The sequence below is a fragment of the Arthrobacter saudimassiliensis genome, from assembly GCF_059090665.1.
Genome location: NZ_JBNHFX010000002.1, coordinates 594570 through 618343, shown reverse-complemented (window position 1 = coordinate 618343; position 23774 = coordinate 594570). Strand labels below are relative to the sequence as shown.

Genomic DNA, 23774 nt, shown 5'->3' with positions numbered 1-23774 from the left:
CTCATGGGGTCTGCTCTTACCTGCCTGCGGGCGGGTGATGTGAATGCAGGCGCTGGTTCACGGGCCAAAGCAGCTGATCCCCGGGAGGGGTGTCCCGTTTGTCCGTAGGCGGTCGTACACTGGAATTCGAACATGTGTTCGAAGACAGGGCGTTGTGTTCGGCGTCCAATGGAAGTGTCACGTACGTATCCGAAGCCTGCGGGCCTCAGATGCATTGGACGCTGCCGGGAGGTGTCCCGACAGCGGGGCTGGAAGGAAACCGGCATGGGAGTCTTCAGCGAGGCGATAGAGGTGGTGTGCTCGCCGGCCGGCGTGCCCCTGCGGCTGCTCTGGGGCGGGCGCACCTACCGGCTGGCGGCGGATCCGGTGCGCTGGTACGAGCGCCGGAAATGGTGGGAGGAGGAAACCCGGGCAGAGCGCGGGCACGGCCCCGGGCTGGTGGACCACGAGATCTGGCGGGTGCAGGCCCGCCTGAACGGACGCTCCGCGCTGCGTACCCTGGACATCTCCCATCAGGTGGACACCGGGCGCTGGCGGCTGATCCGGGTCCATGACGCCCTGCGGGAAAGCGCCTAGGCCGAGCCCTTCATGCCCTTTACCCACCTGCACGTTGCCAGCGCCTTCAGCGCCCACTACGGAGTGTCCTGGCCCGAGGAGCTCGCCGCCGCCGCTGCCGCCGACGGAGCCGATGCGCTCGCCGTCACCGACCGGGACGGCCTTTACGGGGCGGTGAAACACCTGCGTGCCTGCCTGGACACCGGCCTTGACGCCGTCATCGGCGTCGACCTGGCGGTGCTCGACGACGGCGGAACCACCGGGCGGGTGGTCGTGCTCGCCCATGGCGGGAACCACGGGCGGGGGTACGCGGCCCTGTGCCGGCTGGTGTCCGACGCCCACGCCGGCACCTCCCCCTCCAAGGGAAGACAGGGGCCGCCGGTGGGGGTAACCCGTGAGCAGCTGGCAGCCCGCGCCGTCGGCCCGGAGGGGGAGCCGCTGCTCACCGTCCTGGTGGGCCCGTACTCCGATGTCGGGCAGGCCATGCGCAGCCGCAGCTATGCCGTGGCGCGCACCCTGTTTGCGCGTTGGCGCCGGATCCTGCCCGCCGGGGTGCTCGCCGTCGAGGTCGCCACGCATCTGAGTGCCCCGGGGGAGAACCTGTGCCTGGCCCATGCGGTGCGCATGTTCCGGCTGGCCGATGAGATGCACCTGCCCGCCGTGCTGACCAACGCGGTGCGGTATGTCGATGAGGACGGCGCCGCCACCGCCGATGTGCTCGACGCCGCGCGCTCGCTGACCGCCCTGTCCCGCCTGCAGGACCTGCAGCCCAACGGGCAGGGCTGGCTGAAGAACGCCCGGACCATGGCCGCCCTGGCCCGGGAGATCAGCGCCGAAGCCGGTTACGGGGGAGCCGGGGCCGCCCGGCTGCTCGCCGATACCGAGGCGGTGGCCGACCGCTGCCGGATGAATCCGGCGGAGGACATGGGCTGGAAACGCCCCGTGGTGCCCGAGGCCTCGGTGATCGGCATCAGCGGCGAACCGATGGCGGAGCTGCGGGCCCGCTGCGAGGCCGGCATCACCCGCCGCTTCCCGTCCCCGGACTCCGCGGGGGAGGCGGCGATCCGCACCCGGCTGGAGCATGAGCTGGGCATCATCGGCCGGCTGGGCTTCGCGTCCTACTTCCTGACCGTCGCCGAGGTCTCCGCCATGATCACCGGCATGGGGGTCCGCGCCGCGGCCCGGGGCAGCGGTGCCTCCTCGCTGGTGAACTACCTGCTGGGCGTCAGCCACGTGAATCCGCTGGCGCACGACCTGATCTTCGAACGCTTCCTCTCCCGCGACCGCTCCACACTGCCGGACATCGACATTGACGTGGAAAGCGCCGAACGCCACCACGTCTACGAGCGCATCTTCGAACGTTTCGGCGCCGAACGCGTGACCCTGATGAGCATGCAGAACGGCTACCGTGCCCGCGGGGCGGTGCGCGACGCCGGCCTGGCCCTGGGGCTGGAGGACGAGGAGATCGGAGCGGTCGCCAAACAGCTGTGGCGCTTCTCGGCGAGCAGGTTCCGTGAGGCGCTCGCCGAGAAGCCCGAGCTGCGGGAGATCTCCGGCCGGGTGGAGAAGAACAAGCAGCTGGACCTGCTGGTGGACCTCACCGAACGCCTGGACCGGCTGCCCCGGCACATCTCCATGCACCCCTGTGGGGTGATCCTGGGCGACACCACCCTGCTGGACCGCACCCCGGTCCAGCCCAGCGGCCTGGGCCTGCCGATGTCCCAGTTCGACAAGCACGACATGGATCCGATGGGCATGCTCAAGCTCGATGTGCTCGGGGTGCGCATGCAGTCCGCCATGGCCTTCGCGGTCCGGGAAATCGTCCGCATCCACGACGGGGCCCAGGACGTCGCCGACGCCGGCCGGCACCGACCCGACGCCGACGCCGGGGTTCCGGACTGGATCGGCGACGACGGGCGGATCGACCTCGATGCCGTGCCGCTGGACGATGAACCCACCTACGAGCTGATCCGCAGCACCCACACCCTGGGCTGCTTCCAGATCGAATCTCCGGGCCAGCGCGAGCTGATCGGCAAGCTCGCCCCGCGGGAATTCAACGACCTGATCATCGACATCTCCCTGTTCCGTCCCGGGCCGATGAAATCCGACATGGTCCGCCCCTACCTGGAGCACCGCCACGGCTGGTCCCCGGATGAATACCCGCACGAAGCGCTGCGTCCCGTACTGGCCGAAACCCACGGGGTGACCGTCTTCCACGAACAGGTGCTGCGCACCTTCGACGTCTTCACCGGCTGCGGGCTGGCCAAGGCCGACGAACTGCGGCGGCTGCTCGGAAACGAAGACGCCGAACCCGGCGTCGAGGCGTACTTCCGGGCCCGGTCCGCCGAACGCGGCTACACGGCCGAGGTGATCGACCGGGTCTGGGAAACCCTGAAGGCCTTCGGCAGCTTCGGCTTCTGCAAGGCGCACGGCGCGGCGTTCGCGGTGCCCACCTACCAGTCCGCCTGGCTGAAGGCACACCACCCCGAGGCGTTCCTGGCCGGAATCTTCGAACACGACCCCGGCATGTACCCGCGCCGGCTGCTGGTCGCCGAGGCCCGGCGGATGGGCATCCCCATCCTGCCGCTGGACATCAACCGCAGCGGCGAGCAGTACCGGGTGGAACGGGTTTCCGCCGAGCCCGGCCGGCCAGGACATCCGGCCCGGCCCGAACGGCTGGGCATCCGGCTCAGCTTCGCCGGCATCTACGGGCTCTCCGCCGCCGAGGTCCGCCGGATCACCGCCGGGCAGCCCTACGATTCCCTCGCCGATCTGCGGGCCCGGGCGAAGCTCAGCCGGCCCTCGCTGCAGCGGCTGGCCCAGCTCGGAGCCTTCGACTCGCTCACCCGCGAGACCGGTTCCCGCGGCAGCCGGGCGGACCTGGTGGCGCACCTGGCCGCCCAGCCGGCCCGCACGCCGTCGGCCCGCTACGCCCCGATCCCCGGCCAGCTGGCCCTGCCGCTGGGAGACACCGAGCTGGAGAACCTGGATCCGGAGCTGCCCGAGCCCAGCCTGCCCGAGAAGGTCCGCACCGAACTGGACCTGCTCGCCGTCGACGTCAGCGCGCACCTGATGGACAGCTACCGGCCGCTGCTGGAGCAGCTGGGCGTGACCCGCGCCGAGCAGCTGCTGGCGCTGCGCAACGGCACCGAGGTGCTGGTGGCCGGCATCCGCGTGGCCACCCAGACCCCGCCCATGCGCGGAGGCCGGCGGGTGGTGTTCATCAGCATCGACGACGGCACCGGCTGCATCGACTGCACCTTCTTCCACGAGGCGCAGGAACAGGCCGGCCCGCTGCTCTTCGGCACCGAACTGCTGCTGATCCGAGGGCTGACCCGGCGCACCGGTGCCCGCGGCATCAGCCTGCAGGCCACCGCCGCCTGGAACCTCGCGGACCTCACCCCCGACGACCTCCCCGCGGACCTGGCCGCGGCGATGCCCGCCGCCGAACCTGCCGGCACATCCGCCGGCGTCGTGCCCCGCCGCTCCGGCAGGCGCGGCAGGTTGGTTGGCCTTGGCGACAGCGGATAACATCGTAGGGGCGCGACCGCGGCTGACTCTGCCGCGGTATCGAAGGGAGCGATCCCACGCGCCGGACAAGCAAATCTAGGAGACAACGTGTCAGTGCCGGAACAGTTCACCCTCATCGTCGACGGCGAAGAGACCACGGTGGATACCGGCACCACCGGCGCCGCCCTGTTCTTCGAACGCCGCGACGTCGTCGTGATGCGCGTTGACGGGGTGCTGAAGGACCTGGACACCCCGCTGGTTCCCGGCTCCTCCGTGGAGGCCGTGACCATTGATTCCGAAGACGGCCTTAACGTGCTGCGCCACTCCACCGCGCACGTCATGGCCCAGGCGGTGCAGCAGCTGCGCCCCGACGCCAAGCTGGGCATCGGGCCGTACATCAAGGACGGCTTCTACTTCGACTTCGACGTCGCCGAGCCGTTCACCCCTGAGGACCTGAAGACCCTCGAGAAGATGATGCAGAAGATCGTCAACTCGAACCAGAGATTCGTCCGCCGCGTGGTGTCCGAAGACGAAGCCCGCGAGGCCATGGCCAATGAGCCGTACAAGCTCGAACTGCTGGGCACGAAGGACGGCGCCGAGGAAGCCGGCGAAGGCGCGAACATCGAGGTCGGCGCCGGCGAGATCACCATCTACGACAATGTGGACCGCAAGTCCGGCGAGACCGTCTGGTGCGACCTGTGCCGCGGCCCGCACCTGCCGAACACCAAGCTGATCTCCAACGCCTTCGCGCTGACCCGCTCCGCCGCCGCCTACTGGCTGGGCAACCAGAACAACCAGCAGCTGCAGCGCATTTACGGCACCGCCTGGCCCACCAAGGACGCGCTGAAGGCCTACCAGGAGCGCCTGGCCGAGGCCGAGCGCCGCGACCACCGCAAGCTGGGCACCGAACTGGACCTGTTCTCCTTCCCGGATGAGCTGGGTTCCGGCCTGCCGGTGTTCCACCCCAAGGGCGGCATCATCCGCAAGGCCATGGAGGACTACTCCCGCCAGCGCCACACCGAGGCCGGCTACGAGTTTGTCTACACCCCGCACATCACCAAGGGCCACCTGTACGAGGTTTCCGGCCACCTGGACTGGTACCGCGACGGCATGTTCCCTCCCATGCACGTGGACGAGGCCACCGATCCCGAGACCGGCGAGGTCACCAAGCCCGGCCAGGACTACTACCTGAAGCCGATGAACTGCCCCATGCACAACCTGATCTTCCGCTCCCGCGGACGGTCCTACCGCGAGCTGCCGCTGCGGCTGTTCGAGTTCGGTTCGGTGTACCGCTACGAGAAGTCCGGCGTGATCCACGGCCTGACCCGCGTGCGGGGCATGACCCAGGACGACGCGCACATCTACTGCACCCGTGAGCAGATGAAGGATGAGCTGACCAACACCCTGCAGTTCGTGCTCGATCTGCTCAAGGACTACGGCCTGGACGACTTCTACCTCGAGCTCTCCACCAAGGACCCCGAGAAGTACGTCGGCTCCGACGAGGTCTGGGAGGAAGCCACCCGCACCCTCGCCGAAGTCGCCGAAGCCTCCGGCCTGGACCTCGTGCCGGATCCCGGGGGAGCGGCCTTCTACGGCCCGAAGATCTCCGTGCAGGCCCGCGACGCCATCGGCCGCACCTGGCAGATGTCCACGATCCAGCTGGACTTCAACCTGCCCGAGCGCTTCGAACTCGAATACCAGGCCGCCGACGGCACCCGTCAGCGCCCGGTCATGATCCACCGCGCCCTGTTCGGCTCGGTTGAACGCTTCATGGCAGTGCTCACCGAGCACTACGCCGGCGCGTTCCCGGCCTGGCTGGCGCCGGTGCAGGTCGTCGGCATTCCCGTGGCCGAGGCGTTCAACGACTACATGTACGACGTCATCGACAAGCTCAAGGCCGAGGGCATCCGCGCCGAGGTCGACGCCGGCAGCGACCGTTTCCCGAAGAAGATCCGCACAGCGTCCAAGGACAAGATTCCGTTTGTGCTCATCGCCGGGGGTGACGACGCCGAAGCGGGAGCCGTCTCGTTCCGTTTCCGCGACGGCAGCCAGGACAACGGCGTGCCCGTCGACGAGGCTGTCAAGCGCATCGTTGACGCCGTCCGGTCCCGGGCCAAGTAGCCGGCGGGGGAGCGCAGCCATGGCGGAACAGGACCAGGATCCGGACAGTCGGCAGGAGCCGGGCGGAGCGGTGCCGTACCCGGAGGACCAGGGCCTCACCGACGGCTTCCGGCTGGCCGGCGTGCCCGATTCCTTCCAGCGTCTCTGGACGCCCCATCGCCTGGCCTACGTGAAAGGCGGGCAGGAGCAGGTGACCTCCGAGGACACCTGCCCCTTCTGCGCGGCACCGGCGCGCAGCGATGAGGAAGCGCTGATCGTGCACCGGGGCCGGCGTGCCTTCGTGATCCTGAACCTGTTTCCCTACAACGCCGGGCATCTGCTCGTGTGCCCGTACCGGCACGTGCCCGACTACACCGACATCGACCCGGAGGAGACGGCCGAAATCGCCGCGCTGACGCAGACCGCCATGCGGGTGCTGCGCAAGGTGGCGAACCCGTCCGGCTTCAACCTGGGGATGAACCAGGGCGTGGCCGGCGGCGCCGGCATCGCGGCCCATCTGCACCAGCACGTCGTGCCGCGCTGGGGCGGGGACGGCAACTTCCTGCCGATCATCGCCCAGACCAAGGCCATCACCCAGACCCTGGCCGACGTGCGGGCCCAGGTGGCCCGGGCCTGGCCGCAGGACTCCGGGAAAGAGCCCGGCGACAGTCCGGCAGCCGCCGGCGTCGCCGCTCCCGAGCCCACGGACGGCGAGGGCTGATCCGGTGCTGAACAAATACGCACGCGGGTTCTTTACCCGGCTCTTCACCCCGCTGGCGGCCTGGCTGCTGCGGCGCGGTGTGACACCCGATGCCGTCACCATCGTCGGCACCCTCGGCGTGGTGGTCGGCGGACTGGTCTTCTATCCGCTGGGCCAGCTGTTCTGGGGCACCCTGTTCATTACCGCGTTCGTGTTCTCCGACGTCATCGACGGGATCATGGCCCGCAGGATGGAACGCAAGGGCCGCTGGGGCGGATTCCTGGACTCCACCCTGGACCGGTTCGCCGACGGCGCCCTGTTCGCCGGCGTCGGCATCTGGTTCTTCACCGGCGGCGGCAATGACGCGATCGGTGTCGCGGCGGTGATCTGCCTGGTCCTGGGCATGCTGGTCTCCTACATCCGGGCCAAGGCGGAGTCGCTGGGCTTTGACGCCAACGTCGGGATTGCCGAGCGTGCGGAGCGGCTGGTGTCGCTGCTGGTCACCACCGGCCTGGTTGGCCTGGGCCTGCCGCCCGTGGTGCTCCTGGTCGTACTGGTCCTGCTGTGCGCGGCAAGCTGCGTCACCATCTTCCAGCGGATGCGGACGGTGCGCCGGCAGGCGCAGGAACAGCCGGAGGGAAACCAGGCGTAGCGGATGCCGGGCCGCAGTGATCTCCGGCATAGACTTGGCCTTTCCGTCCGCTTGTGAGGAAAGAACCAGGAATGTCAAACGCTGCAGAAACCACCCCCACCGCTGCCCCCGCCGTCGGCGGCAGCCGAGTCAAGCGCGGCATGGCCGAAATGCTGAAGGGCGGCGTCATCATGGACGTCGTCACCGCTGAGCAGGCCCGCATCGCCGAGGACGCCGGCGCCGTCGCCGTCATGGCCCTGGAACGAGTGCCGGCCGATATCCGCGCCCAGGGCGGCGTGTCCCGCATGAGCGATCCCGACATGATCGACTCCATCATCGACGCGGTCTCCATCCCGGTGATGGCCAAGGCCCGGATCGGGCACTTCGTGGAGGCACAGGTGCTGCAGTCCCTCGGCGTGGACTACATCGACGAATCCGAGGTGCTGACCCCGGCGGACTACGTCAACCACATCGACAAGTGGCAGTTCACCGTCCCCTTCGTCTGCGGCGCCACCAACCTCGGTGAGGCCCTGCGGCGCATCAACGAGGGTGCGGCGATGATCCGCTCCAAGGGTGAGGCCGGCACCGGCGACGTTTCCAACGCCACCGGGCACATGCGGGCGATCCGCACGGAAATCGCCCGGCTCTCCGCCCTTCCCGAGGATGAGCTGTACGTGGCCGCGAAGGAGCTGCAGGCCCCGTACGAGCTGGTCCGTGAGGTCGCCGCGACCGGCAAGCTGCCGGTGGTCCTGTTCACCGCCGGAGGCATCGCCACCCCGGCGGACGCCGCGATGATGATGCAGCTCGGCGCGGACGGTGTGTTCGTCGGCTCCGGCATCTTCAAGTCAGGCAACCCCGCCCAGCGGGCCGCCGCCATCGTGAAGGCCACCACCTTCTTCGACGACGCCGACGAGATCGCCAAGGCCTCCCGTGGCCTGGGCGAGGCCATGGTCGGCATCAACGTCGAGGAGCTGCCGCAGCCGCACCGCCTCGCCGAGCGCGGCTGGTAAGCACGGCGCGACGTCGTCCGCGGCGCGGCTGACAGGAAGAGGTCCCCGGAATCGCACCGGTTCCGGGGACCTCTTGCGTGTCGGGATCAGTCCAGCCCGCGGCGCTTGAGCAGCGGCTCGATCCGTGCCTCGCGGCCGCGGAAGTCCCGGAAGGCCTCCAGCGGATCCACGGAGTTGCCGCGGCTGAGCAGCAGCGACCGGAACCGGTCCCCGTTTTCCCGCAGCAGCCCGCCGTTCTCCGTGAACCACTCGACCGTGTCGGCGTCGAGCACCTCGCTCCAAATGTAGGCGTAGTAGGCCGCGGCGTAGCCGCTGGCGAAGATGTGCTTGAAGTAGCCGGTCCGGTAACGCGGCGGCACCAGATCCAGCCCCAGCCCGGCCTCCTTCAGCGCGTTTGCTTCGAAGGCCGCGGCGTCCTCCACCTGAGTGCCGGGCTCCAGGGTGTGCCAGGCCAGGTCGAGCAGCGTGGCGCCGAGGTACTCGGTGGTGCGGAACCCTTCACCCCACAGCTGCGCGGCCCGCACCTTGTCCACCGCTTCCTGGGGCAGCGGTTCGTCGGTGCGGTAGTGGCGGGCGAAGCCGGCCAGGATCTCCGGATCCAGCATCCACATCTCGTTGACCTGCGACGGATACTCGACAAAGTCACGGGGCACCGAGGTTCCGGAGAACCGCGGATAGCGGACATCCGAGAACAGGCCGTGCAGGGCGTGGCCGAACTCGTGGAACAGGGTGTTGACCTCGTCGAAGGTCAGCAGGGTCGGCTCGCCGTCGGCGGGCTTGGAGATGTTCAGGTTGTTCGCGACGACCACGGGGGACTCCAGCAGCCCGGACTGCTCCACCACCGGATTCATCCACGCGCCGCCGTTCTTGGTGCCGCGGGCATAGTAGTCGCCCAGGAACAGGCCAAGTGCCGAGCCGTCCTCGTTGCGTACCTCCCACACCCGGACGTCCGGGTGGTAGCCGGGAAGGCCGGTCCGTTCCTCGAAGGTGATGCCGTAGAGGCGGGTGGCTGCGCGGAAGACGCCGTCGTGCAGCACCCGCTCCAGCTCAAAGTAGGGGCGCAGCTCCGACAGGTCGACGTCGTACTTTTCACGCCGGACCTGCTCCGAGCACCAGGACCAGTCCCAGGGCTCCAGCTCGAAGCCCTCCCGCCGGGCCACCTGGCGCAGCTGTTCCGCCTCCTCCTCGGCGTTGCGGACGGCGGGCGGCACCAGCCGGTCCAGCATGCTGCGGACGGCGTCCAGGGACGGCGCGGTCTGGCTGTCCAGCACGTACTCGGCATGCGTTGCGAAGCCCAGCAGCCGGGCGCGTTCGGCGCGCAGGGAAGCAATTTCAGCGGCGGTGCTCAGCGTCTCGTTCCCGCCGGTGAATCCGCGGCCCGTGCTGGCCTCGAACAGGCGACGGCGGGTGTCGCGGTTGGTCAGGCGGGCAAGTGCGGGCTGCGGGGTCGGCAGGACCAGGGGAAGCAGGTAGCCCTCCTCGTGGCCCGCCGCCCGGGCGGCCGCGGCGGCGGCGGCGATGTCGTCGTCGCCCAGTCCCGCCAGATCCGCGCGATCGGCGACGTGGAGCGCCCGGTCATTGGTGTCCGCCAGCAGCCGCTGGGAGAAGGTGGTGGAGAGTTCGGAAAGCCGACGGTTGTATTCGCGCATCCGCTCCTGCCCGGCGTCGTCCAGGTCCGCACCGGCCCGCAGGAACGCCTTGCGGTATTCCGAGAGCAGCCGCAGCGCCTCCGGGTCCAGGCCGGCGTCCGGAACGGCCTGGACCCGCTCCCAGAGCGCCCGGTCCAGATAGATCGCGTCCTGGTGCTCGGCCATGAGCGGCATGACCTGCTGTTCGATCTGCTGCACGGCCTCGGTGGCGTGCGCGGCCGAGACGGTGAAGAAGGCGATGGCTGTCCTGTGCAGCACCCGGCCCGAGCGTTCCAGGGCCTCGATGGTGTTCGCGAAGTCCGCCGGCTCCGGATTGGCGGTGATCGCCCGGATTTCCTCCAGCTGCTCCTGGAAGCCGGCGTTGAAGGCCGGCAGGTAATCCTCGTCGCGGATCTCGGCGAACGGCGGCAGCTGATACGGAAGGGTGCTCTGCGTCAGGAAGGCATTGGTCATCCAGCCACCCTCGCATATGCGCCGCGCGTCACACCATTGGCCGCGCCGTGTACGATCAGCGCCGAGTGTGCAGCCGGCCCGCCCGGGTGCGGAAGGTGCTGCCTGATGCTGGAGCGGCCCCGCCCGGCACCGGAGGCGTCACCGTGGCAGGAGCTGCCACGAAAACACGAGCCGGGGCGGAAACGCCGGGGGCAGGGGGAACCGACCGTGAGGAGACAGGGCGCAGCCGAAAGGGCGCACGGCGCAGCCGCAGCCGCAGGCGCAGCCGAAAGCGCACCCGGCGCAGCCGCAGGGGACATCGAAAAGAACCCCGCCGCACCGGCCCCTGCCCGGCACGGCTTCCCGCTCTTCTCCGGTCCCGCGCGCCCCGTAGGGCCCGGCCACCGGCGGCTCGCGGCAGTGCTGGCCGCAGCCGCGCTGGTGCTTGCCGGCTGCAGCGGCGGCGACGGTTCCTCCTCAGGCGGTGGCACGTCGGCGGCTGCAGGCGCTTCGTCGTCGGCCGCTCCGGCCGGCGACGAACCGGCGCCGGCGGATTCGCCGTCGGCCACGCCCGTGATTACCCCCGGGCTCGGTGTTGCCTGCCCGGTGCCCCAGGCCGAGCGCTGCATGACCCTGATGGTTTCCGGAGACCTGCTCGTGCATCCGCAGCTGTGGGACCAGGCCGCCGCCGACGCCGCAGCAGCCGGAACCCCCGGCCTGGACTTCACCCCGCTCCTCGAGGGGCAGCGCAGGTACATCGAAGCCGCGGACACGGCCGTCTGCCACATGGAAACCCCGGTGGCCGGGGCCGAAGGGCCCTTTGCCGGATACCCGATGTTCAACGTCCCGCCGCAGATCCTGGAAGCAGCCGCAAACGTGGGCTTCGACGGCTGCACGACGGCGAGCAATCACACCGTGGATGCCGGAACAGCAGGGCTGGAACGGACTCTTTCGACCCTGGATTCACTGGGACTGCAGCACACCGGCTCGTACGCCGCTGAGGATCAGGCGGGGCAGCCGATGCTGCTGGAAACCGGCAGCGGCACCGTCGGCGTCGTCCAGGCCACGTACGGGCTGAACGGGCTCACTCCGGAACATCCTTGGCAGGTCGACATGCTGGACCCTGCCGACATGATCGAACGGGCCCGCAGCGCCCGCTCCCAGGGAGCCGACGTCGTCGTCGCCTCGATCCATGCCGGCGACGAGTACGCGTCCGCCCCCAACACGCAGCAGATCGAGACGGCACACGCCCTCGCCGACAGCGGGGAATTCGACTTCATCTACGGCCACCACACGCACTCGGTCCTGCCCATTGAGAACTACAACGGGACCTGGATCGTCTACGGCCTCGGCAACTCGGTCACCGAGCTCTCGCCCTGGTACGACGTGAACAACGAGGGGCTGATTGTGCGGGTGCAGTTCCGGCAGGACGGGGCAGGGGAGTGGAGCGTGGGCGACCTGGCCTGGGCGCCGTCGGTGATCGTGCGCGATCCGTACCGTTGGTGCTCGGTGGCGTCGGACCTGCCGCAGGGTGAGTGTGCTCCCGCCGCCCAGCGGGAGGCGGTGCGGGCGCGGACCATTTCGGTGGTCGAATCGATGGGGGCCGCCGACGCTGGGGCCCGGGAATGGCTGGTCACCCGGTATCCGGGAGCAGTGGAAGGAAAGTAAGGAAGCTCCTGGCCGGAGCGGGCCGATCGTTTTCCTGCTTAGCCCAAAACGGCTACGGGTGTGCTGATATGCGGCGGGCCATTCCACTGCAGGTGATTGTGCACAGGCGGAAAAACACCCGTTGAGAAGCCATCCCTGCAGCCATAGCATCGAACACATGTTCGAAGAATCTATGGCTCCGGTGCCGGCGTTTTCCGGCAACCCTTCTCCGCCCCGCGACGGGGCGGGGCATTGGGCGCTGACCGAGCCGAGAAGGAGGATCAGCGCCTGGATCGCCGAGCTGTCGGATGCGCGGACCCTGCGCGCCGTCGCCCTGGCTGATGACACGGAACTGATAGACCGGCTGCGTGAGCTGGAGGAGCTTAAGGCGGCGGCTTCGGCGCTGCAGGCCCGTGCAGCGGCCGCCCTGGACCGTTCCGTTCGGGAGGCGCATGCGGCCGCCGGGCTGCCGCCCGAACAGCAGGGCCGGGGCGTCGCGGCGCAGGTCGCCCTGGCGCGGCGCGAGTCGCCGGCCCGGGGCGGTCGTATTCTCGGTTTCGCCAAGGCCCTGACCAAGGAGATGCCCTGCACCCTCACCGCCCTGTCGCAGGGGAGGATCAGTGAATGGCGGGCAACCCTGCTGGTGCGCGAGACAGCGTGCCTGACGGTGGAAGACCGCGGAATCGTTGATGAAGAGGTCGCCGGAAACCTGCGCGATCTGGAGGGGCTGGGCGACGGCCGGCTGATGGCGCGCATTCGAAAGATCACGTGTCGCCTCGACCAGCAGGCCCTGGTCCGGCGCGCTGCCAAGGCGCAGGCCGACCGTTATGTTTCCTGCAGGCCCGCCCCCGACACCATGACCTGGGTGACCGGCCTGCTCCCGGTCGCCCAGGGGGTGGCCGTCTACGCGGCACTGAGCCGTGCCGCCGACTCCCTCCGGGCGAACGGTGACGCGCGCACCCGTGGACAGATCATGGCCGACACCATGGTGGAGCGCATCACCGGCCTGGCCCGGGCGGACAGGGTTCCGCTCGAAGTCCAGCTCGTGATGACCGACCGGACCCTCCTGGCCGCCGACGACGAACCGGCCTACCTCAACGGATACGGCGTGGTGCCTTCAACGTGGGCCCGGGAAGCAGTGCGGAAGGCCGGAGCAGCATCTCCGAAACCAGGGGAGGCGGCAAGCCCACCGTCATCGGCAGGGGACAGAGCATCAGGACCAGCTCGAGCGGAATGGCTTCCGGCCCCCGCTGAATGCGCAGGAGCCGGTGTCGATGACCCGGACAAATCAGTCCTGTGGCTGCGTCGGCTTTATACGGAACCCTCCACGGGTGAGCTTGTTGCCATGGAGTCCAGGGCCCGCTTCGTCCCACCCGCTCTCGCACGATTCATCGTCGCCCGGGACAGGACCTGCAGGACGCCGTGGTGCGATGCGCCCATCCGCCACCAGGACCACATCCTGCCGCACCGAAGCGGCGGGACCACCCGGGCGGACAACCTGCAGGGGCTGTGCGAGGCGTGCAATCAGGCCAAGGAAGCGCCGGGATGGAAAGCGGAAGCCGGGCTGGAGGAATCGTTCGGCGCGGATGACACATTCGGCGGGAAGCAGGAACCCGGCAACCGACACACGGTCACCATGACGACGCCGACCGGCCACAGCTACCGTTCCACCGCGCCGCCCCTGCCCGGCTATCCGCCGCCGCTGCCCGGCTATCCACCGCCGCTGTCCGGCAGTCCAAAATCCGGCGGGTAAGGGGCTAGCGGGGACGCAGGCCGGCGTGCTCGCGGGCCAACTGCGCGAGCCGCTCCAGATCGGCGAAATCCTCCTCGGAGGGCACCGGATCGAAGCTGCCGTAGCGCCGCTCGGCGGCCTTGGCGATCAGGAAGTCTGCGATCGCAGGGTTCTTGGGCAGCAGCGATCCGTGCAGGTAGCTGGCCACCACGTTGTTGTAACGGGCGCCCTCGGTGTCGTCCTTGGTGTTGTTGCCCTCGCCCTTGCGCACACGGGCCAGCGGCTCGACGCCGTCGCCCAGGAAGGTCTGTCCGCTGTGGTTCTCGTAGCCGTGGATCTCGCCGAATTCGGCGCTTTCGGACAGCACGTTGCCGATCAGCCGGTCGCTTCCGCCATGCGTCTCGATGTCCAGCACCCCGATGCCCGGAATGACGGTGCCCTCATGCGTCTTGAAGAAGCGTCCGAACAACTGGTAGAGCCCGCAGATGACCAGCATGGGCACCCCGTCGTCGGCCAGCTGCCGCAGCGTGGGAGCCAGCTGCTGAAGGTCCTGCTGGATGACCACCTGCCCGCTGTCCTGCCCGCCGCCGCCGACGACGATGTCCACGTCGGCCGGGAACGCATCACCCGGGTTGTACTCGGTCACCACGGGGGAGTAGCCGTACCACTTGAGCCGCTGCTTCAGGACCAGCACGTTGCCGAAGTCCCCGTAGATGTTCATGTCCCGGGGATAGAGCTGGACGACGTGGATCCGGCGGCCGTCCCGGTTTTCGTGTTCGCCGCTCATGAGACAACCTCCACGGTGGTGATTCGGGACAGCTCGCGGCGGATCGCGAGCATGGCGGTGTAGGTGCAGAAAATGCGCATCGGGCCGGACGACGCATCCTTGATGAAACGCTGCAGCGCGTCCGGCAGGTCCGGCTCGATGTGCCGGACCTCGACGTCGTCGTACTTCAGGCGCAGCGCCATGTCATACGCGCGGACGCCGGACACTACGTCCACACCGCCGGCGGCGAGCGAGTCGAACTCCACGTCCCAGAGCCAGGACATGTCCCGGCCGTCGGCATAGTTGTCGTTGATGGCGATCATGGTGGACCAGCCGTGCGCGGCGAACGACTTCAGGCCCAGCCGGAAGCCGCTGGGGTTCTTGACCAGCACCAGTTCCAGCGGCTGGCCGTTCACGGTCAGCGACTCGCCGCGCCCGAAGGCCGGCTCCACCTGGGACAACGACTCGATCAGAGCCGCCTGGTCAGTGTCGGCGCCGGTGATCACGCGCGCCAGCGTCAGCGCCGCAGCCGCGTTGAAGATGTTGTACACGCCGCGCAGCTTGAGTCCGGTGGTCACCAGGTCATCCCCGATGCGGAAATCGGCATCCGCCTCCGCGACCCGCTCCAGCACGACGTCGGCCTCCCGCCGCGCGTCCAGCGCGCGCTGCGCCGCCCCGGTTCCGTCGCCGCGCATCTCGTCGTCGCTGGGGAAGGTGCTGCGCAGCGATTCGTCCAGCCCGAACCAGCGGACCGCCTGCCCGCCCGTGAGCGTCTCGGCGATGCCGGCCACCCGCGGGTCCTCCCGGTTCAGCACCACCGTTTCAGTGGTCGCCGCAGCGATCTGCTCCAGCAGCCGGGTGGTCCGGTCGATCTCGCCGAACCGGTCCAGCTGGTCCCGCAGCACGTTCAGCAGCAGTGAATACCGCGGGCGGATCAGCTTCACGAAGTGCACCGCGTGCGCCTCGTCCAGCTCCAGGACGGCAATGTCCGCATCGAGCCGCCCGCGCAGGTCCACCTCGCCCAGCAGGGCCGCGGCCACGCCGCGGGTGAAGTTGCTGCCGGTGCGGTTGGTGAAGACCTTCAGCCCTTGCCCTTCCAGCAGCTCGACGACCATCTTGGTGGTGGTGGTCTTGCCGTTGGTGCCGGACACCACGGCAACGCCGAGCGGGAGGGTGGAGAGGGTGCGGCGGATGAAGTTCGGATCGATCTTCTCCACCACCAGGCCGGGAAGGGCCGATCCTCCGCCGCGAAGCCGGGAGGCTCCGCGGACTGTCTTGCCCACGAGGACGGAGAAGAAACTCATGGGTTCGAATATATCGCAGGGGCGTCATCCTCCCGCGGCCATGGGGCCGACGCCGGGGCCCGCGGGTAAGCTGTCCCGGTGACTTCAAGGGTGGGCGTGCTCGCGCTGCAGGGCGGGGTACGCGAACACATGGCGGCCCTGCAGGCCAGCGGTGTGCAGCCGGTTCCTGTACGGCGTCCCGCTGATCTCGACGGGCTCGAAGGAATCGTGCTGCCCGGCGGAGAATCGACCACCATCGGCAAGCTGCTCGGAATCTTCGGCCTCCTGGAGCCGCTGCGGGAGGCACTTGCGGCGGGACTGCCCGCCTACGGCTCCTGCGCCGGAATGATCCTGCTGGCGGACCGGCTTACCGATCCGGCGACCGACCTGTCCGGCAACCCGCAGCCCACCCTCGGCGGCCTGGACATCCTGGTCCGCCGCAATGCCTTCGGCCGGCAGCGGGAGTCCTTTGAAGCGGACCTGCACTTTAAAGGGATCGCCGATCTGCCCTCATCTGCGGGCCTGGCGCGGCCGGACACCCTGCGGGCAGTGTTCATCCGCGCCCCGCTCGTGGAGAAAACCGGTGCCGACGTGCAGGTCCTCGCCGAAGTTCCCGGACCGGTCGCTAGAATTGTGGCAGTGCGTTCGGGACAGCTGCTGGCCACCTCGTTCCACCCGGAGGTGACGGGCGAGCGGCGGGTCCACGAACTTTTTATATCGATGATCAGAGGAGAAGCGTAGAGCATGTCGGGCCACTCCAAATGGGCAACCACCAAGCACAAGAAGGCCGTGATCGATGCGAAGCGCGCCAAGGCGTTCGCCAAGCTGATCAAGAACATCGAAGTTGCCGCCCGCGCCGGCGGCGCCGACATGGCCGGCAACCCGGCCCTGGAACTGGCCGTACAGAAGGCCAAGAAGACTTCGGTGCCCAACGACAACATCGACCGCGCCATCAAGCGCGGCGCCGGGCTGACCGGCGAAGTCGTTGACTACTCCGAAATCATCTATGAAGCGCGCGGACCGCAGGGCTCCGCCCTCCTGATCGAGTGCCTCACCGACAACAAGAACCGCGCCGCCTCCGAGGTGCGCCTGGCCATCACCCGCAACGGCGGCACCGTGGCGGACCCGGGCTCCGTCTCCTACATGTTCTCCCGCAAAGGTGTGGTGAACCTGCCCAAGAACGGGCTCACCGAAGATGACCTGCTGATGGCTGTGCTCGACGCCGGCGCCGACGAGGTCAAGGAATCCGGAGACAGCTTCGAGATCATCTCCGAGCCGCAGGATCTGCGGGCCGTCGTGGCCGCGCTTGAGGAAGCCGGCATCGAGTACGAGACCGACGAAGCCGAGTTCGTACCCTCCATGCACGTGGAGCTGGACGCCGACGCCGCCCGGAAGTTCCTGAAGCTCGCCGACGCCCTCGAGGACCTCGACGACGTGCAGAACGTCTACTCGAACGCCGACATCTCGCCCGAGGTCCTGGCCCAGCTCGAGGACGACTGACCCCGTGCGGGTCCTGGGCGTTGATCCGGGCCTGACGCGGTGCGGGCTCGGCGTCGTCGACGTCGAGCCCAGCCGCCGCGCCCACCTGGTCGCGGTGGGCGTGGTGGGTACCGACTCCGCGACTGCCCTGGACGGGCGGCTGCTGACCATCGCCACCTCGATCGATGCCTGGCTCGATGAACACGCCCCGGACGTGCTGGCCGTGGAGCGGGTGTTCAGCCACACCAACGTCAGCACCGTGATGGGCACCGCCCAGGCCAGCGGCATCGTTATTGCGGCCGCCGCCCGCCGGGGCATCCCGGTGGCGCTGCACACCCCCACCGAGGTGAAGGCCGCGGTGACCGGTTCCGGCTCCGCCAACAAGGACGCCGTCGGCAAGATGGTCACCAAGATCCTGCGCCTGGCCGCGCCGCCGCGCCCGGCCGACGCCGCCGACGCCCTTGCGCTGGCCATCACGCACGCGTGGCGGCGCACGGCACTCGGACCCGGCCGTTCCACCGCGGGATCCGCCACGAAAGCCCCCGCCCGCGCCGCGGCCGGAGCGGGCGGCGGAACGGGCCTGACGGCGGCGCAGCGGCTCTGGGCCGAAGCCGAAGCCAAGGCACGGCGCACAGGTCGCTGAGCGTCCAGCCGCCGGCGAAACGCGGGCCGACGGCGTCCGGTGCGGAATCGGGGTCGGACCCAAGTAGGGTATTCGTAGCTATGTTCTATGAATCCGTTGGAGTCCTCCCATGATCAGTTCCCTTCGCGGCACCGTGGCCCACGTCGGGCTGCACGCAGCCGTCATCGAGGTGGGCGGCGTCGGCATGTCCGTCCAGGCCACGCCGCAGACCCTCAGCGGCCTGCATGTGGGCCGTGAAGCGCAGGTGTTCACGTCGCTGATCGTGCGCGAGGACTCACTGACGCTCTTCGGCTTCGCCGACGCCGAGCAGAAGGAGGTCTTCGAGACCCTGCTCGGGGTCAGCGGCGTCGGACCCCGCCTCGCCCTGGCCGTGCTGGCGGTGCACTCCCCGGAGGACGTGCGGCGGGCGGCGTCCACCGAAGACGTGAAGGCCTTCACCAAGGTCCCCGGCATCGGCCCGAAGGGTGCCCGGAAGATCCTGCTGGAACTGGCCGACAAGCTCGTTCCCCTCGACACGCCCGGCACGTCGCCGGCCGCACCGGCCTGGCAGGACCAGGTGCTGGCCGCCATGACCGGCCTCGGCTGGAACGAGAAGGACGCGACGGCGGCGATCGACGCGGCCATGGCCGAGGATCCGGAGGTCGCCGCGTCCGGGCAGGTCGCTGAAATCCTGCGCGTGACCCTGCGCCGGCTGGGCCAGGACGGCCGCCGGCCCGCGGCCCGCAGCGGGAAGGCCGGCTGATGGCGCCAGGCGCCGATCCGCTGGTCGCCGCCACCGGCGACCCCGACGACAAAGCCATCGAAGCGGCGCTGCGGCCCAAGAACCTGGACGACTTCGTCGGCCAGAAACGGGTGCGCGAGCAGCTGGCGTTGGTGCTGGAGGCCTCGAAGCTCCGCGGGCGCAGCGCGGACCACGTCCTGCTCTCCGGCCCGCCCGGGCTGGGCAAGACCACCCTCTCGATGATCATCGCAGCCGAGATGAACGCGCCGCTGCGGATCAGCTCCGGCCCCGCCATCCAGCACGCCGGTGACCTCGCCGCCATCCTGTCCTCACTGACCGAGGGCGAAGTGCTGTTCCTTGACGAGATCCACCGCATGTCCCGCCCCGCCGAGGAGATGCTCTACATGGCGATGGAGGACTTCCGGGTCGACATCGTCGTCGGCAAGGGTGCCGGTGCCACCGCCATTCCGCTGGAGCTGCCGCCCTTCACCCTGGTCGGAGCCACCACCCGCGCCGGGCTGCTGCCCGGGCCGCTGCGGGACCGGTTCGGGTTCACCGGCCACCTCGAGTTCTACTCCGCGGAGGAGCTGGAGCTGGTGCTGCGCCGCTCGGCCATGCTGATGGACATGAAGGTGAACTCGGCCGGATTCGCCGAGGTCGCCGGCCGGTCCCGCGGCACGCCGCGCATCGCCAACCGGCTGCTCCGCCGGGTCCGGGACTGGGCGCTGGTGCACGGCGTCGAGCAGATCGACTCGAGGGCGGCCTCCGCCGCGCTGGACATGTACGAGGTCGACGCCCGCGGCCTGGACCGCCTCGACCGTTCCGTGCTGCACGCGCTGGTGACCAAGTTCAACGGCGGCCCGGTCGGCCTCAGCACGCTGGCCATCGCCGTGGGGGAGGAGCCGGAAACCGTGGAAACGGTGGCCGAACCCTTCCTCGTCCGTGAGGGCCTGCTGGGCCGCACCCCGCGCGGGCGGATCGCCACGCGCGCGGCCTGGGAACACCTGGGCCTGCAGATGCCGGAAGGCGCCGCCGGCCTGGCCGCCGGAGCCTTCACCGGCGCCGCCCCGCTGCCGTTGTTTGACGACGGCGACGCCGGGACGCGGCCGGACGGGGAGCAGGGCTGATCCTGCCCGACCTGCCCGGTTCAGGAGCAGCGGGGAACAGGGCATGCCCGGGGGCCGCAGCGGATTCGCAGCAGAAAAGCCGGAAACTTAACCTCCGCCGCGTCCGTTGTCCCATAGACTGGGCACGCCCGGCCGTGTGCAGCGTGCCCGGAAGCGGTCCGTGGCCCTTGCGCCGCGGGCGTGGCCGAAGAGCCAATCATCAGCTGTCAACAAGATCGGAAATTCCTCAGTGTTCGTGAACATTCTGGCCCAGACCAACGGCGAGCAGGCCACCGGCGGCGGCCTTATCAACCTCATGCTGCCCGTGCTGCTGATCCTGCTGGTCTTCATGATGTTCCGCAAGAACAAGAAGACGCAGCAGCAGATGGCGCAGCAGCGCACCCAGATGGTCCCCGGCACCGAGGTGATGACCAACTCCGGCATCTTCGGCACCATCGTCTCCATCGACGCCGAGGAGAACAAGGCCGTCCTGGAGCTCTCGCCCGGCAACACCGCCACCGTGCACCTCCAGGCGCTGACCAAGGTCGTCACCCCGGTCGCCGAAGAGGAGCAGCCGCAGGTTCCCGACGACGCCTCCGCCCTGACCGGCGATGCCCCGGCACCTGAGCGCCCGGTCGACGTCGACCCCGCCGATCAGGCGGACCGCGACAAGAACAAAGAGAACTAGACTCTTCCGAAAGCCGCGGGCCCGGTCGGGTCCGCGGCTCCCGGCGGCCCGCCGCGGTCCGCCGGTTTCTCACGCCTGAAGGAATAACCATGTCTCGTACCGGTCCCGGATCGGCGGCGAAGAGGACACTCACCTGGCTGGGTGTCCTTTGTGCTGCGCTGGCCATGCTGCTCGGAGGTGCCTCGCTGTGGGGCGGAGCCTCCTGGACCCCCAAGCTCGCCCTTGACCTGGAGGGCGGAACGCAGATGATCCTCTCGCCCAAGGTCCAGGGCGGGGACAGCAACATCAGCGAGGAACAGCTCGACCAGGCGGTGGAGATCATCCGCCAGCGGGTCGACGGCAGCGGCGTCTCCGAGGCCGAAATCAGCACCCAGGGCAACACCTCGGGCAACCGCAACGTAGTGGTGTCCCTTCCCGGCGCCCCCGACGCCGAGACCCGAGAACTGATCCAGGCCTCGGCCTACATGGAGTTCCGCCCGGTGCTCTACGGCGGCGCGGGCATGGCCCCGGCAGCGGAAACCCCGACGCCGGATGACCAGCTTCCGCAGCCCGCGGGAGAACCCGCGGATGCCTCCGACACCAACTGGATCACCCCGGAGATCTTCCGCGAGTTCGAGGCCCTGGACTGCACCGACCCGGCGGTCCTGGAAGCAGCCACCGAACCGGCGCCGACCGACCAGCCGATGGTGGCCTGCGAGCCGGACACGATGGGCAAGTACATCCTCGGCCCCGTCGAGGTGCCCGGATCCCAGATCTCCACCGCCAGCTTCGGCATGGCCCAGGGCGGCAACGGCGCCTCCCTGAACCAGTGGGCCGTGAACATCGAGTTCAACAGCGAGGGCAGCGAGACCTTCCGCAGCGTCACCGAGCGGCTCTTCAGCCTCACCGGAGCGCAGAACCAGTTCGCGATCGTGCTGGACGGGCAGATCATCAGCGCCCCAACGGTCAACGCCGTGATCACCGACGGCAAGCCGCAGATCACCGGCAACTTCACCGAGGAAACCGCGCGCAACCTCTCCGAGCAGCTGAAGTACGGCGCGCTGCCGATCAGCTTCGACATCCAGTCCGAGCAGCAGGTCTCCGCCACCCTGGGCGCCGACCAGCTTCGGATGGGCATGATCGCGGGCCTGATCGGCCTGGTCCTGGTCGCCGTGTACTCGCTGTTCCAGTACCGCGCCCTGGGCCTGGTGACCATCGCCTCGCTCGTCGTCGCCGGCGTGCTCAGCTACCTGGCGATCACCATCCTCGGCTGGTCCCACAACTACCGGCTCTCGCTGGCCGGCGTGGCCGGCCTGATTGTGGCCATCGGCCAGACCGCCGACTCCTTCATCGTGTACTTCGAACGCATCAGGGACGAACTGCGGGACGGCCGCGGACTGGTCTCCGCCGTGGACAACGGCTGGAAACGGGCCAAGCGGACGGTCCTGGCCTCCAAGGCCGTCAACCTGCTGGCCGCCGTCGTGCTCTACTTCGTGGCGGTGGGCAACGTCCGCGGCTTCGCATTCACCCTCGGCCTGACCGCGATCGCGGACCTGATCGTCGTGTTCATGTTCACGCACCCGACCATGGTGCTGCTGGCCCGCACGAAGTTCTTCGGCCGCGGCCACAAGTGGTCCGGGCTGGACGCGAGCCGGCTCGGCGCCGTTCCGCTCTACCGCGGAGCCGGACGCCTGCGTGAACCCGGAACGGCTGCGCCCAAACAGGTCAAGGCCCGCAACAAGGGGGCACTGAAGGAAGCCGAGCGGCGCATGACGATTGCCGAACGCAGGGCCGCCGAAAGGGCGGCAGAGCAGGACAGCAGCAAGACGGATTCCATGGCCGGCAGCGGCCGCACCGGCTCCCAGGAGGACGCCAAGTGAGCAGGTTCAGCTTCTCGACCTTCGGCAACGAGCTCTATTCCGGCAAACGGTCCTACAACTTCGTCGGCAAGGCGCGGCTGTGGTTCCTGATCGCCGCCGTCGCCATGGTGATTTCGATCCTGATCCCGGTGGCGAAGGGCGGCTTCAACCTCGGCATCGACTTCCGCGGCGGCAGCGAGTTCACCATCTCCGGCGTCGAAAAGACCGACGTCGCAGCCGGTGAGGAGGCCGTCTCCTCCATCGTCGGCGGCGCCGAGGCCCGGGTGACCAACATTGCGCCCGGCACCATGCGGGTGCAGACCGAAACCCTCAGCGACGACCAGACCCTGGAGGTCAAGGACGCCCTCGGCGAGGCCTACGACGTCTCCGACGAGGAAGTGACGTCCACCTTCATCGGCCCGGTGTGGGGCGAGGGGGTGAGCCGCCAGGCGCTGATCGGCCTCATTGTTTTCGTTGCCCTGGCCGCCGTCCTGATGGCGATCTACTTCCGCACCTGGAAGATGTCGCTGGCGGCGATCACCGCCCTCGTCACCGTCATGGTGGTCACGGCCGGCGTGTACTCGCTCAGCGGGTTCGAGGTCACGCCGTCGGCGATCATCGGCTTCCTGACCGTGCTGAGCTACTCGCTCTACGACACGGTGGTGGTCTTCGACAAGGTGAGGGAAAACACGGCCGACCTCGCGAACCGCACCAAACGCACCTTCGCCGAGGAGGTCAACCTCGCCGTCAACCAGACCCTGGTCCGCTCGATCAACACCTCGGTGGTGGCGGTGCTGCCGGTGGCCTCCATCCTGTTCATCGGTGCGTACCTGCTGGGTGCCGGCACCCTGAAGGACCTTTCGCTGGCCCTGTTCATCGGCATCATCCTGGGCACCGTTGCCACGGTCTTCATTGCCGCACCCATGTACGCCTGGCTGCGCCGCAACGAACCGGCAATCGTGAAGCAGGCGAAGAAGGTGGCCCAGCGCCGCAAGCTCGAAGCCCGCGAGCAGGGCGGGCAGGCCCGGGACGGGGAGCCCGACGGCGCCCGCGCCGCCGGCGACGCGGCGGCGTCCTCCGCCTGACCCGCCTTCCCGCCCGCCGAAGCCCGGCCGGAACCCTCATCCGCGTCTGAGCGACGCGGCAGGCCGTGCACCCGCACCGGGTGCACGGCCTGTTTCGTCGCCGGCGCCGCACCGGCGGCCGCGGAGCTGCCGGGTCCGCCGGCCGCCAGGGTGACAGAATCCGCGGCATCGGAAGGTACTGGTGCGGGCCGGGGGAGGC

The 23774-nt window shown here is 69.2% G+C and carries 19 protein-coding genes; 16 read left to right on the top strand and 3 right to left on the bottom strand.

Annotated elements, in window-relative coordinates:
• The first annotated feature begins 264 nt into the window (after positions 1 to 264).
• From AC5RV6_RS09995 to pdxS, 6 genes are all read left to right on the top strand, one after another.
• Positions 265 to 576, top strand: coding sequence for a DUF6504 family protein (locus AC5RV6_RS09995; protein ID WP_494007151.1), 312 nt, complete (start codon positions 265 to 267; stop codon positions 574 to 576).
• A gap of 12 nt (positions 577 to 588) precedes the next feature.
• Positions 589 to 4086: a DNA polymerase III subunit alpha gene (locus tag AC5RV6_RS09990; protein ID WP_494007150.1), complete on the top strand. Its 3498-nt coding sequence runs from the start codon at positions 589 to 591 to the stop codon at positions 4084 to 4086.
• A gap of 87 nt (positions 4087 to 4173) precedes the next feature.
• Positions 4174 to 6186, top strand: a complete 2013-nt coding sequence (gene thrS, locus AC5RV6_RS09985) for a threonine--tRNA ligase (protein ID WP_494007149.1) — start codon at positions 4174 to 4176, stop codon at positions 6184 to 6186.
• A 19-nt stretch (positions 6187 to 6205) separates the two neighbouring features.
• Positions 6206 to 6886 (top strand): HIT family protein, encoded by a 681-nt coding sequence (locus AC5RV6_RS09980; protein ID WP_494007148.1) that lies wholly within the window; start codon positions 6206 to 6208, stop codon positions 6884 to 6886.
• Between the two features lie 4 nt (positions 6887 to 6890).
• Positions 6891 to 7517: a phosphatidylinositol phosphate synthase gene (pgsA, locus tag AC5RV6_RS09975; protein ID WP_494007147.1), complete on the top strand. Its 627-nt coding sequence runs from the start codon at positions 6891 to 6893 to the stop codon at positions 7515 to 7517.
• A gap of 71 nt (positions 7518 to 7588) precedes the next feature.
• Complete coding sequence (gene pdxS, locus AC5RV6_RS09970; protein ID WP_494007146.1) at positions 7589 to 8506, top strand: pyridoxal 5'-phosphate synthase lyase subunit PdxS; 918 nt, start codon at positions 7589 to 7591, stop codon at positions 8504 to 8506.
• 86 nt (positions 8507 to 8592) lie between these two features.
• On the opposite strand, the gene AC5RV6_RS09965 is transcribed toward pdxS, so the two are convergent.
• Positions 8593 to 10608, bottom strand: a complete 2016-nt coding sequence (locus AC5RV6_RS09965) for a M3 family metallopeptidase (RefSeq protein ID WP_494007145.1) — start codon at positions 10606 to 10608, stop codon at positions 8593 to 8595.
• A 207-nt stretch (positions 10609 to 10815) separates the two neighbouring features.
• Between AC5RV6_RS09965 and AC5RV6_RS09960 the strand changes: the two genes are divergently transcribed.
• Together AC5RV6_RS09960 and AC5RV6_RS09955 are read left to right on the top strand one after the other, a co-directional pair.
• Positions 10816 to 12255 (top strand): CapA family protein, encoded by a 1440-nt coding sequence (locus AC5RV6_RS09960; protein ID WP_494007144.1) that lies wholly within the window; start codon positions 10816 to 10818, stop codon positions 12253 to 12255.
• Positions 12256 to 12412: 157 nt separating this feature from the next.
• Positions 12413 to 13987 carry an HNH endonuclease gene (locus AC5RV6_RS09955; protein WP_494007143.1) on the top strand — a complete coding sequence of 525 codons (1575 nt, stop codon included), beginning with the start codon at positions 12413 to 12415 and terminating at the stop codon, positions 13985 to 13987.
• Positions 13988 to 13991: 4 nt separating this feature from the next.
• Here AC5RV6_RS09955 and AC5RV6_RS09950 read toward each other — a convergent pair whose 3' ends face one another.
• Together AC5RV6_RS09950 and AC5RV6_RS09945 are read right to left on the bottom strand one after the other, a co-directional pair.
• Positions 13992 to 14753: a type 1 glutamine amidotransferase gene (locus AC5RV6_RS09950; RefSeq protein WP_494007142.1), complete on the bottom strand. Its 762-nt coding sequence runs from the start codon at positions 14751 to 14753 to the stop codon at positions 13992 to 13994.
• Complete coding sequence (locus AC5RV6_RS09945; RefSeq protein ID WP_494007141.1) at positions 14750 to 16036, bottom strand: MurT ligase domain-containing protein; 1287 nt, start codon at positions 16034 to 16036, stop codon at positions 14750 to 14752. The genes AC5RV6_RS09950 and AC5RV6_RS09945 overlap by 4 nt, the downstream gene beginning before the upstream one ends.
• Before the next feature lie 129 nt (positions 16037 to 16165).
• On the opposite strand from AC5RV6_RS09945, the gene pdxT reads away from it, so the two are divergent.
• The 8 genes from pdxT (at position 16166) to secF (ending at position 23575) form a co-directional block, all read left to right on the top strand.
• Positions 16166 to 16756: a pyridoxal 5'-phosphate synthase glutaminase subunit PdxT gene (gene pdxT, locus AC5RV6_RS09940; RefSeq protein ID WP_494007397.1), complete on the top strand. Its 591-nt coding sequence runs from the start codon at positions 16166 to 16168 to the stop codon at positions 16754 to 16756.
• A gap of 3 nt (positions 16757 to 16759) precedes the next feature.
• On the top strand, positions 16760 to 17515 hold the full coding sequence (locus tag AC5RV6_RS09935; RefSeq protein ID WP_494007140.1) for a YebC/PmpR family DNA-binding transcriptional regulator: 756 nt from the start codon (positions 16760 to 16762) through the stop codon (positions 17513 to 17515).
• 4 nt (positions 17516 to 17519) lie between these two features.
• Complete coding sequence (ruvC, locus tag AC5RV6_RS09930; protein WP_494007139.1) at positions 17520 to 18137, top strand: crossover junction endodeoxyribonuclease RuvC; 618 nt, start codon at positions 17520 to 17522, stop codon at positions 18135 to 18137.
• Between the two features lie 109 nt (positions 18138 to 18246).
• Complete coding sequence (gene ruvA, locus AC5RV6_RS09925) at positions 18247 to 18879, top strand: Holliday junction branch migration protein RuvA (protein WP_494007138.1); 633 nt, start codon at positions 18247 to 18249, stop codon at positions 18877 to 18879.
• Positions 18879 to 19985 carry a Holliday junction branch migration DNA helicase RuvB gene (ruvB, locus tag AC5RV6_RS09920; protein WP_494007137.1) on the top strand — a complete coding sequence of 369 codons (1107 nt, stop codon included), beginning with the start codon at positions 18879 to 18881 and terminating at the stop codon, positions 19983 to 19985. Before ruvA ends, ruvB begins: the two co-directional genes overlap by 1 nt.
• Positions 19986 to 20214: 229 nt before the next feature.
• Positions 20215 to 20652 (top strand): preprotein translocase subunit YajC, encoded by a 438-nt coding sequence (yajC, locus tag AC5RV6_RS09915; RefSeq protein WP_494007136.1) that lies wholly within the window; start codon positions 20215 to 20217, stop codon positions 20650 to 20652.
• 89 nt (positions 20653 to 20741) lie between these two features.
• Positions 20742 to 22511, top strand: coding sequence for a protein translocase subunit SecD (secD, locus tag AC5RV6_RS09910; protein ID WP_494007135.1), 1770 nt, complete (start codon positions 20742 to 20744; stop codon positions 22509 to 22511).
• Positions 22508 to 23575, top strand: a complete 1068-nt coding sequence (gene secF / locus AC5RV6_RS09905; RefSeq protein ID WP_494007134.1) for a protein translocase subunit SecF — start codon at positions 22508 to 22510, stop codon at positions 23573 to 23575. The genes secD and secF overlap by 4 nt, the downstream gene beginning before the upstream one ends.
• Positions 23576 to 23774 lie beyond the last annotated feature (199 nt).